Annotated in this window: 8 protein-coding genes; 6 read left to right on the top strand and 2 right to left on the bottom strand. The window is 40.4% G+C overall.

Annotated features, from left to right (window positions below; translation table 11 throughout):
• The first annotated feature begins 147 nt into the window (after positions 1 to 147).
• Positions 148 to 747 carry a TetR/AcrR family transcriptional regulator gene (locus tag Q0A12_RS06730; protein ID WP_291291893.1) on the top strand — a complete coding sequence of 200 codons (600 nt, stop codon included), beginning with the start codon at positions 148 to 150 and terminating at the stop codon, positions 745 to 747.
• Positions 748 to 1,035: 288 nt separating this feature from the next.
• On the opposite strand, the gene Q0A12_RS06725 is transcribed toward Q0A12_RS06730, so the two are convergent.
• Both Q0A12_RS06725 and Q0A12_RS06720 read right to left on the bottom strand, forming a co-directional pair.
• Positions 1,036 to 2,751 (bottom strand): histidine kinase, encoded by a 1,716-nt coding sequence (locus Q0A12_RS06725; protein WP_291291892.1) that lies wholly within the window; start codon positions 2,749 to 2,751, stop codon positions 1,036 to 1,038.
• Positions 2,745 to 4,250: a response regulator gene (locus tag Q0A12_RS06720; protein ID WP_291291891.1), complete on the bottom strand. Its 1,506-nt coding sequence runs from the start codon at positions 4,248 to 4,250 to the stop codon at positions 2,745 to 2,747. The genes Q0A12_RS06725 and Q0A12_RS06720 overlap by 7 nt, the downstream gene beginning before the upstream one ends.
• 205 nt (positions 4,251 to 4,455) lie before the next feature.
• On the opposite strand from Q0A12_RS06720, the gene Q0A12_RS06715 reads away from it, so the two are divergent.
• From Q0A12_RS06715 to pulA, 5 genes are all read left to right on the top strand, one after another.
• Complete coding sequence (locus tag Q0A12_RS06715) at positions 4,456 to 6,126, top strand: extracellular solute-binding protein (RefSeq protein WP_291291890.1); 1,671 nt, start codon at positions 4,456 to 4,458, stop codon at positions 6,124 to 6,126.
• A 145-nt stretch (positions 6,127 to 6,271) separates the two neighbouring features.
• Positions 6,272 to 7,204 carry an ABC transporter permease subunit gene (locus tag Q0A12_RS06710; protein WP_291291889.1) on the top strand — a complete coding sequence of 311 codons (933 nt, stop codon included), beginning with the start codon at positions 6,272 to 6,274 and terminating at the stop codon, positions 7,202 to 7,204.
• A 15-nt stretch (positions 7,205 to 7,219) separates the two neighbouring features.
• The gene (locus Q0A12_RS06705; protein ID WP_291291888.1) at positions 7,220 to 8,107 is read left to right on the top strand and encodes a carbohydrate ABC transporter permease; all 888 of its coding nucleotides are present in this window, start codon (positions 7,220 to 7,222) and stop codon (positions 8,105 to 8,107) included.
• A 5-nt stretch (positions 8,108 to 8,112) separates the two neighbouring features.
• Positions 8,113 to 8,748: a DUF624 domain-containing protein gene (locus tag Q0A12_RS06700; RefSeq protein WP_291291887.1), complete on the top strand. Its 636-nt coding sequence runs from the start codon at positions 8,113 to 8,115 to the stop codon at positions 8,746 to 8,748.
• Between the two features lie 40 nt (positions 8,749 to 8,788).
• Entirely contained in the window at positions 8,789 to 10,798 is a 2,010-nt protein-coding gene (pulA, locus tag Q0A12_RS06695; RefSeq protein ID WP_291291886.1) for a type I pullulanase, read from the top strand.
• The last annotated feature ends 152 nt before the right edge of the window (positions 10,799 to 10,950 follow it).

Here is a 10,950-nt window from a genome sequence, read left to right as displayed (position 1 = left end):
GTCATTAAGATTTTAGTCAATTGTTTAGTTGTTGATAGGTATTTGTTGGGTGGAGAAGTTATCTGATAAAAGATCATGATGCCTTAGCTTAGATTTTGAAGCGAGTCACTGATGGCTGCGTGATTTTTATCAAGAAAGGGGTTAAAGATGAGAAAACAAACGATCACAAAGAAATATTTAATCAATAGTTTACGCAATCATTTGGCAGAACATTTGTATACACCGATTACTGTTAGAAAAATTGCGAAATATGCAAAAATTTCTACACAACCAATTTACTTGCAATTTTCGAATATGCAGAACTACAAGCAAGCGATGATTGATGATGTCTTGGCAGAGATTCACGAGCTTTCTTTGAATAAGGAGATCAAGGAAGATCCATTGTATTTGTTTTGGCTTAACTACTATTTATTTGCCAGCCAAAATAGGAACTTGTTTTTTGCGCTTTTTTTGAATGATATTGGGTGTGGTCATTATTTAAGAGATCAGTCATTGGCATTATTTTTAGAAGCAGTTGCTGAATCAGAAGTGTTTCAAACAGCAACTTGCGAAGATGTTGAAAAGTTGCACAATGAAGGGTTAGTTTTCTTTTCTGGGCTTATATTAACCTATGTACGCGGAGAAAATATGCAAGCTAGCGAGGAATTTTTGCAGGAAATCAAAGATTATGTTTATCGCACATTGATTGACCCAATGTATATTTATCGAGAAATATTACCTCAATATGTCATTGAAGCTGGTTTCTAAAAAGTGATTTTTGTTTTTTTATATCTATTTACTCACTTCGCATCATTGTTGTTTTATGATAGTTACTTTCTCATGAATGGGTCAAGTAATTGAATGTGGGGAATTTTCAAGAAATTTGAGAAGGCAGAACTAGCAGAAAAAGAAGTCGATGCAATCTTAGAATCAGGTGTTTTTGCTGTAAAGGAATAGCTATCTGAAGTAAGGTTTCGAAATAAATATCTAAATATTGCGACATATGAAACAGCCCCTAGTTAGAGAGCTTGATAGCAGACTGTATGCTTCAACTGCTCAGGTGTTCTTAACTAGAGGGTTTTGTTTTTGGGGGAGGGCCGAAGGCAAAAGCAGAATGACTTTGGTTCCCTGCCCTTTTTCTGACTGGATCGACAAAGATGCTTGATCGCCGTAATACAGCGCTAACCGCTGGCGGACATTACTAATGCCGTAGTGTTTATCAGAGGGCTGTTCCAATTGTTTTAGTTGTTCAGGGGAAATCCCAGGTCCGTTATCTTGTATTTCAAAACGTAATCGATGATCGTCTTTGAGACAACGGATCGTAAGGATTCCTCTGCGACTATCTTCGATATGATCAATCCCATGAAAGACAGCATTTTCGACAAATGGCTGTAATAACAGATTGATCATTGGATACTCATCGAGATCCGGATCAATCTCAAGCACTAAATCAAAGGAATGATGATGCATTTTCTGCTGTATTTTGGCATAGGTGATTGTCAGATCAAGTTCTTTACGGGCAGATAGCCCGCTAGACCCTTGGTTCAAACTGAGGCGGTAGAACCGAGAAAGCAGCTGTGCCATCTCTTGGATCTCTTGGTTACCACTTAATGTGGCGGTGTTGCTTATCAGTGCTAAAGAATTATAGAAAAAATGCGGATTGATTTGAGCTTGTAATGCTCGCAATTCGTATTTTTTTTGTTTGCCTTCGGCTTCATAGACTTCAGTGATTAGTTCTGCAATTTTATCCAGCATTTTTTGAAAATTGTTGTACAGTTGTCCGATTTCGTCTCGCGAGGAATAGGTGTGCTGGATTTTTAATTGATCCATGGATAAAGAAGCCATCTGTTGAGTTAGGGAGTTGATCGGTTGAACCACTGTTTTAGCCAACCACCAACTAGATAAAATCAGTATGACTAAAACAAAGACAAAAATAATGAGTGCTGCACTCACTAGATAAAGCAGACTGCTGAAAAATGATTGGGCGGTTTTGACAAAAACAACTTGCCAATGATTAGTCAGTAGGACAGGTTCTTCCTCAATGATGGCAGATCCGACTAGTAGCTGTTTTTGACGGATTTGCTGGTTTGTCAAGCCATCGCTATGGTAGAGGATTTGCCCTGTCTCTGATTGGATTGTCAAATCGTAAGGTTCCTCCGTCACCGCATCTAGATTATTGAATAATGCTGCTCGATCAATGGTCAAGACGATATAGTTCAGGGAATCTGCGGTATGGTCTTTCAAAAAAAGATTGGTATAAAAAGAAAGTTCCTCTCGTTCTTCATCAAAATAGGTCCGTATCTCGGTCGAAGGTCTTTCCCCAAAGAAAGGGAGCATCGTATCAGAGGTGATTTTTTTGACATATTGCCCGTGATTATAAAGATCGATGGTGGTGTACAGAGTGATTCCAGTAATGTCGGCTTGCGGAAAACGAACGCTGTGAAATAACGGGACAATCGTATTCTGGAAGAGATAGTATTGATCAAAATTTGAAAAGTGTTGGCTAGAAAGTTCTTGTGTCAAGGCCGTGTTATTCGCTAGAAATAATAAACTATCTCGATAGGTATGAATCTTGCTTTCTAATTGATAGCTGATGCTTTTGAGGTTATCAGAATAGGCACTTTTTTCCTGCTGCTGGATAAAAGCTTGGATGATATATACCCCGACAAAGGTCAAAAGAATCAGCGGAATAATACTTGAAAGAATTGAAATAAGGGCAATCTTTTTTTGAAAACGAAAATTTTTGAAACAGCGGTTAATTTTTCTTAACAAGACGGACCTCCCTTTCTATACGCGTCCGGCGTCATCCCAACCATCTCACGAAAAGTCTTACAAAAATAAGAATAATGATTAAATCCCACTTGTTTAGAGATAGTCCGAATACTATGATTCGAATTCTTTAAACGCTTCTGGGCTTGTTTGATGCGGTAAGACTTAATATATTTGCTGATGCCCATCCCTTCAGATGTGCTAAACAGTTCACTCAGATAATTAGGATTGATATTAACTTCTTTTGCCAAACGTTCCAAACTCAATTCTTGGTGAAAGTGGGCAAAAATATAGGACTTTACTTGGCGTATATAATCATTTGACTGAGTGTTGGTGATCTGAAGTAGCGCATCTTCGATATAGTCAAAGAGATCGTCAAACACTTCAGCGATCGTTTGCAGAGTTGGTGCTTCCAATACTTTTCCAATCTGATTAGTGGCATGTTCAGCATCAAAAACGATGGGGCAGTGATCGATGATGGTTTGATAAAAGGTCGCAAAGTAAAATTTGGTATTGGTGGGCTCTTCACGTCCGTTGGTTTCAAAACAGTTGATGACTGTTTCTACCAACATCTGGGCTTTTTTACTTTCATATTGATTTAAGTAAGAAATAGTTTTTTCAAAAATGCCGTTCTTGACGATATAGTGATCGCCTGGAAGTAGTTGACAAATTTTGCTTTTGTTTTGCTGATAAAAGGATCGCTTGCTGGTTTTCAGCAAGTCTTGATAAGCACTGTACACCGCGGAGTAATGAGGGAGCGGTCCGCTTTCAAAAAGGACGATTTCTTGCTGAAATTGCTTCGAAAAATAAGCAATTAACTCCATTTTCCGTTGTGCGGCTGCATGTTGTGACAAAGGTTCATTAAAAAAAAGCAACTGAGCTGGCGCTAAAAATAAACTAATTCTGTCGGGAAAGGTCGTTGACAAAGATGGAACGAAGGGAGGCTCATTCCAAGAATCCAACGGCCAAGTAATGAGAAAAAAAGAAGGATGGGTATGGAAAAAACTTTGGGCAACCGATTGCTCTTCTTTCGGAAGCGAGTGCCAAGGATAGCCATAAAAGAGTTTGATCAAAATCTCTTTAAGGTAATGGGTTTCCGCAATTACTTTTTTATGAGAATGCCGTTTTTGTTGGTTGATAAGGGAAACCATCTTGTTTAATTGTTCTTGGAAATCGTTAAGATCGATTGGTTTTAATAGATAGTCAACGGCTTGCAGCTGTATGGCTTTTTTCACGTAATGGAAATCTTCAAAACCGCTAATAAACATCACAGGAATTTCAGGAGCTGTCTCTTTGATTTTCTCCACCAATGCGTGTCCGTCCATAAAAGGCATTTTTACATCGGTAATTACTAAATCAAAGGGCAGTTCTTGAAAAAATTTCCAGCCTTCGCGGCCGTTTTTTGCTTCCGTTATCCGCCATTCTTTTTCATGCTGATTCAAAAAATATTTGATTACTTCTCTTTGATCATAGCTGTCATCAGCCAGCAGCAATCGGTACATATTTTCCGCCATCCTTTCATTTAGAGAAAAATACCACGTTCGTTTCTTCTTTCTATAGTAAGCGATAATCAAAAAAAGCAACAGGGGGAATATGTAACCGCTTTACACTTCTGGAAATCGTGCTATGAATCTGAAAAAAGTGCTATATTTTCTATGGAAACGATTGCGTATAATGAAGATACAAAAAAGTTTGAGGAGGAAAACAATGAAATTCAAGCGGGGAAAAGCAATAGTAACAGCATTCGCTGCAACACTTATTATGACAGGATGTAGCTCTGAAGAAGTAAAAACCAATGACAATGGCGATACCGTGATTACAATCGGCCGCCAGACTGCGCCAAACTCGAAGCTACCAGAGGGTGATTCATACAGTGATAACGCATATACCCGGTTGATTCAAGAGCGTTTGGGAATCGAACTGGAAAGTGCCTTTGAAGCGCATGGCGAGGACTATGACCGACAAGTATCGCTGGCGATTGCTTCTGGGGAATTGCCAGATACGATGATCGTTGGGTCAAGAGATGAATTGGAAGAATTAGTCAATAATGATTTGGTGGAAGATCTAACGGAAGTATTTGAGGAACATGCAGGAGATTTTCTAAAAGATATCTATGCTTCTTTTGATGGGATACAGCTAGAAGCAGCGACGTTTGATGATCGCTTGATGGCGATCCCCTCTACTAGTGATGACTTTGGACCAAATTTGGTTTGGCTGCGGCAAGATTGGCTAGACGATCTGGGAATCGAGCTAGATAAAGAGGGGAAACGCTCAATTACGTTGGATGAATTGAAAGCGATTGCGATTGCTTTTCAAGAAAATGATCTAGCCAACACCGGCAAAGCGGTTGGTTTGCCACTAGCCTTTTGGTTGTCTTCGCCAAATCACGGTGGAACAGCGTATACCGGGACAGCTATCATGAATGCTTTTGGCGCTTACCCAAAATCGTATCTGCAAGATGAAGAGGGACAAATGTATTATGGATCGAATACACGTGAAATGAAAGAAGCACTGACCCTGTTGAAAGAATGGCAAGAAGAAGGATTTATGGATCCGCAATTTGGTACCCGCACGTATGATGATATCCATGCCATGATGGTCAATGGAGAAACAGGGATCGCTTTTGGTCCGTGGCATATGCCTGACTGGGGATTAGTGCAAGCCAAGCAAAATGATCCGAAAGCCGAATTTGTACCCTACGCACTGGAAAATGCCAATGGTGATGGACGAGTCAATGCCTTGGCTAACCGTGGCACCGGCCAATACATTGTGGTTCGCAAAGGATTTTCTGAACCAGAAAAAATCATGGAGATAATCAACCTGATCTATGGTGAAGTAGCTAACTCGGAAGACATCGAAAACGAGTTTCCGGAAATTTATGACTATGCAAAAGTGGATGTTGATGGGACTGTTCGTCCTTGGAATGTCGTCTTTTTAAAAGCCTATAGCGAAATTGATGATGCGGTGGAGGCATCCAAGGCCGCGGTTGGTGAAACAGCTATTGATGATATTTCTAACTTTTTTATAAAAGAAAATGCGCAAAAAATCAAACAATATCTAGATTCGCCGGAAGACACCGATCCGGTAGACTGGACCCGCTACGCCTCCCGCTATTTGGCCGTAAATAACGTGATGGGGGGAATTAGAGAACAGGAACGCTTAAACGAAGTCAAACCGCCTCGTTTTGATTCGATCAAAGCCAATGAACGTAATGGGGCGCAAGTAGGAAAACTTGAGGAAGAGACGTTCATTAAGTTTATTACTGGTGAAGAATCATTGGAAAACTTCGATACCTATGTTGAAACTTGGAATAGCCAAGGCGGTGCAGCTATCCTTGAAGAGATGCAAGAAGTAGTAGATCAAAGAGCAGACAACTAAGTGGTCAGTTTAGCGTTCTGATACTCGTATCCTCGAACAAAGAAAAGTAGCTGTATGCAGGGAACCAGAAAGCATGTGACTTTTCTTTGTTCTTTTTTTCAACAAGCGGTCAATGAGTCAAAAAAATTCGTGGAGGAGTACAAAAATGGAACTTTCTGTAGAAAAAGAAAACAAAAAACAAACGAAAAAGTGGTTTTCCCGAGACCAGCTTTTCTTTCTGGGGATGATTTTACCAGGCATAATTTTTATTTTAATTTTTTCTTATGGTCCTATGTTTGGCTTATTGATGGCATTTCAAGATTATGTGCCGGCTAAAGGAGTGTTTGGTTCTGAATTTGTGGGCTTGCAACACTTTCGCTACCTATTCAGTTTGCCTGATATTTTCTTAGTGACAAAAAATACGATTTTTATTGCATTTTGGAAAATTGTCTTTAATACGATCGTTCCGATTCTTTTTGCGATTTTATTAAATGAAGTACGTCTAAAATGGATGAAACGTTCCATTCAAACAATCGTTTATCTCCCACACTTTCTTTCATGGGTTATATTGGCTTCCGTAGTGGTTAATTTATTCAGTCTTGATGGAACGGTGAATCAGATTTTACAAAATTTTGGCTTAGAACCGTTTAATTTTTTGGGCAGTAATCAGCTCTTTCCTCGTTTACTGATTGGAACCGACGTTTGGAAAAGCTTCGGTTACAGTTCGATCGTATATCTTGCAGCCATTACCTCAATTGATCCGGGATTATATGAAGCAGCGACGATGGATGGTGCTTCTTGGTCAAAAAAAGTCTGGCACGTAACCTTGCCTGGAATGCTGCCCTTTATTTTGCTGATGACGATTTTGTCGCTGCCTAATATCTTGAATGCCGGCTTCGACCAAATTTATAACCTTTATTCTCCAGTTGTGTATCAAAGCGGCGATATTATCGATACCTATGTGTACCGAATCGGTCTGATCGGCAGAGACTATAGTTTAGGAACCGCCGTTGGTCTGGTCAAATCGGTGATCGGTCTTTTCTTGATTTGGTCATCCAACAAAATTGCTGAGAAGAAGACCGACAGAATCATGTTTTAGAGAAAGGAAAAAGAGATGAGAGAAAAATTTAGTATCCGTCATGCAGTAATTTATTTGATCGTCATTATTTTAGCGTTGTCTTGTTTAGTACCGATGATGAATGTCGTGGCGCTTTCGTTAAGTAGCAGCAGCGCGGTGGCAGCGAATGCTGTAGGACTGTGGCCAGTGAATCTGACTTTTGCGGCTTATGAGCGGATCATGAGCGATCAGCAGTTTTGGCGTTCTTTTGGGATTTCAGTCACTCGTGTGATCGTCTCGCTGTTACTGAATCTGTTGATGATCGTGACGATGGCTTATCCGCTATCTAAATCAAAAAAAGTATTTCGGACGAGAAAGTTATTTATGAGTGTGATGGTTTTCGCTATGCTGTTCAGTGGAGGCATGATCCCCACCTACTTAGTGGTTCGCAATCTAGGCTTATTGAATACGATCTGGTCACTGATCTTACCAAGTGCAGTTCCTATAGGTAGTGTGATTTTAGTGATGAATTTCTTTCGGGGAATCCCCAAATCGTTGGAAGAATCTGCTCGGATCGATGGTGCAAACCCACTGCAGGTTTTGGGCAGGATCTATATCCCGATGTCTTTACCATGTTTGGCAACGGTCTCGTTATTTAGTATTGTCGGCAGCTGGAATGATTTTTTCAGTGGGCTGATTTATATGACCAAGACCGAGAACTATCCCTTAATGACTTATATTCAGACACTGTCGGTCAATATCGCTGAGACAATGCAGCGTGCGGGAAATTTGACCTCAGAGCAGTTACAAGGTTTGCTGGCGGTTTCTGATCGGAACTTGAATGCAGCAAAAATCGTGGTGGCAGTTGTACCGCTATTGATCATTTATCCGCTTCTACAAAAATATTTCGTTCAAGGAATCGTTGTCGGATCAGTAAAGGAGTAAGGCTGATGCATTTTTTTCATTCAGAAAATTTCTTCGCCCGAATCGCCTTGAAATTCGGACAATTACTGCTACTGAATGCACTGCTCTTATTTTTTAGTCTGCCAATCTTCACCATCGGGGCAACCATCACTGCGGGATCTAAAGTGGCAACTTCCTTGATAGAGGGAAAAGAACCAGCTGTTTTTCAGCAGTTTTGGTCCGTCTTTTGCCAAGCTTTTAGAAAAAGTACCCTTGTTTGGCTCGGACAGCTGTTTGCTTTGTGGCTTTTGACCGCTGATTGGTTGTATTATTTTCAGCTAAAAGACACTCGGGATCTTTTTACCGCAGGCTTAGTAATTTGTACGTTGCTATGGCTGCAGTTTTTCCAAGTTTCGTTTTTCCTACTGGCGCGTTACGAAAGTGGGATCAAAATGATTTTTTTAAATAGCCTTAAAGCCGCCGCAAAGCATCCTTTTAAAATTATCAGCCTCCATCTGTTGACGGCAGCGCCGTTTCTCATCATGCTTCTTTCACCTTATGCGTTTGTTTTCGGAATGTATATTGCTTGCTTTTTTGGTCTCAGCGCTTTTATGTATGCGCAGTGCGGCTTACTGTTGGCAATTTTCAAGAAATATGAGAAGGTAGAAATAGCAAAAGAATAAATGAGGATTATGGTTAGAAACCATGGATGGAGGAATTTGGATGGGACAAAACACGCAGTATTCAGAAAAAAAAATCGCAATCGATCGCAGGATCGGTTTTTTAGAAGAACATACCTATCATGGCAATGATCTCGGGGTGACTTTCCAAAAACAGCACACTACCTTTAAATGCTGGTCACCAGAAGCAGAGGCCGTTTCAGTGTTAATTTATCAAAGTGGAGTCGCTGGAACAGACGATCGTTTAATGACGTTGCCAATGGTCCTAGAAGACAACTGTTGGCAAGTCACGACGGCAGAAAACGTCAAGGAGCTTTTTTATACCTTTGAATTTCAACGAGGCGGGGAAAAAGTAGAAGCGGTAGATCTTTATGCCAGGGCAGTAGGGATCAACGGTAACCGTGGCGCTATCATTGATTTAAAGGAGACGGATCCAGACGGTTGGCATAAAAGCCACAATGTCGGTCAGCAGTCGATTACAGATGCCTATATTTGGGAATTGCATGTTGAAGATTTCAGCGGAGCTGAAAATAGCGGTATCTCACCAGAAAATCGTGGGAAATATTTGGCCTTTACTGAAAAAAATACGCATCTTGCCGGCGATGAAAGTCAACCGACTGGGCTCGCTTATTTAAAAGAACTGGGGATCAATTATGTCCATTTGTTGCCGATCTTCGATTTTGATAATGATGAAACTTCCTCTGCCTATAACTGGGGCTATGATCCAAAAAATTACAATGTACCAGAAGGCCGGTATGCTTCTGATCCTAGTGATCCAAAGGCCCGGATTCGTGAGTGTAAGCAAATGATTCAGTCACTGCACGAAGAATCCATTGGCGTTGTGATGGATGTGGTGTTCAATCACACCGCTATTACAGAAGAATCGTGGTTTAATTTGACGGTACCAGATTATTACTATCGTCAAGATGATGCAGGCAATTTTGCTGACGGTTCTGCTTGCGGTAATGAAGTGGCTTCTGAACGAAAAATGATGCGCAAATTTATCATTGATTCGGTTGTCTATTGGGCCCAAGAATACAAAATCGACGGGTTCCGTTTTGATTTGATGGGCTTGATCGATGTGGAAACTATGAACCAGTTGCGCCAACATCTAGATGACGCAGGCTTTAGCCATGTGATTTTATACGGCGAGCCGTGGGATGCCGGCAGCAATCAAATCATTCAGCCAAATATTCCAGCAAATAAAAGCAATGTTTGGGCACTAGATGAAGGTATCGCTGTATTCAATGATAATATTAGAGATAATCTCAAAGGCGATGTCTTTGAAGAAACAGACGGTGCTTTTATTCAAGGAATGAATGGTAAACCGCAAGTCAAACAAACCTTTTATGCGGCAAGTTTGGCAACGGCGATTCAAGGAAATACGAAAGTTGCCGGACAAGAAAGCGCTGAGCGCTGGGCAAAATCACCTCGCCAAGTGATTGCCTATACTTCGGTCCATGATAATTTGACCTTATGGGATAAACTGGTTGCAACGATGCAAGAGACTGTGGATGAACGAAGCTATGGTTATGATCAAGATCTTTTACAGCGAAATAAGTTAGCTGCAGCTATTCTATTTACTAGTCAAGGCGCAGTATTAACACAAGCAGGAGAAGAATTTGGCCGTACAAAACATGGAGACGAGAACTCTTTTCGTTCACCAATAGCAATCAATCAACTAGACTGGGAACGTGCACGGATGTTTAAAGAGTTGCATTCTTTTTATCAAGGGATGTGGCAATTGCGGCAATACTATGCACCATTGAGAGATGCCACGACCCGAACGGCAGAAGCAATCCAATTTATCGAGACGAATAACGAAAATGTTATTGCCTATATTGTCCCAAATAATGGATTCCCTGACACATGGCAATCATTAGCTGTTTTAGCAAATAGCAGTGATGATGACTATATCTTGAATTTGGAAGAGTTCAAGCAAGAGGACTGGCAGATTGTCGCAGACAATTCTGGAGCAGGCTTAGAATCAAGAGGGAGTATTGGCGGCGAGGTTAGCCTCTCTTCTAAAAGTCTTTTGATTTTAGCAAGATAGTTATTTTATTTTTGAATTAAAATTCATTCGATTTGAATTTTAATTCAATAGCAATGTATATTTATAAAATATGGAGTTAGAAGGCAAGTGGGTTTTCGATATAAAAAATTATATATAAGGCGTCGATGAAACAGTCTCAAAGAAACCGATTT

This window comes from Enterococcus sp., from assembly GCF_022711995.1.
In the GTDB taxonomy this organism is placed as follows: Bacteria; Bacillota; Bacilli; order Lactobacillales; family Enterococcaceae; genus Enterococcus_D.
Note: the sequence above shows the minus strand (reverse complement) of the source record. Positions and strands in the feature narration are given on the sequence as shown.

What these genes read in the sequence shown, in the direction of transcription:
- Q0A12_RS06720 (WP_291291891.1), bottom strand. Translation starts at nt 4,250, where the DNA reads ATGTACCGATTGCTGCTGGCTGATGACAGCTATGATCAAAGAGAAGTA.
- Q0A12_RS06700 (WP_291291887.1), top strand. Translation starts at nt 8,113, where the DNA reads ATGCATTTTTTTCATTCAGAAAATTTCTTCGCCCGAATCGCCTTGAAA.
- pulA (WP_291291886.1), top strand. Translation starts at nt 8,789, where the DNA reads ATGGGACAAAACACGCAGTATTCAGAAAAAAAAATCGCAATCGATCGC.
- Q0A12_RS06715 (WP_291291890.1), top strand. Translation starts at nt 4,456, where the DNA reads ATGAAATTCAAGCGGGGAAAAGCAATAGTAACAGCATTCGCTGCAACA.
- Q0A12_RS06710 (WP_291291889.1), top strand. Translation starts at nt 6,272, where the DNA reads ATGGAACTTTCTGTAGAAAAAGAAAACAAAAAACAAACGAAAAAGTGG.
- Q0A12_RS06730 (WP_291291893.1), top strand. Translation starts at nt 148, where the DNA reads ATGAGAAAACAAACGATCACAAAGAAATATTTAATCAATAGTTTACGC.
- Q0A12_RS06705 (WP_291291888.1), top strand. Translation starts at nt 7,220, where the DNA reads ATGAGAGAAAAATTTAGTATCCGTCATGCAGTAATTTATTTGATCGTC.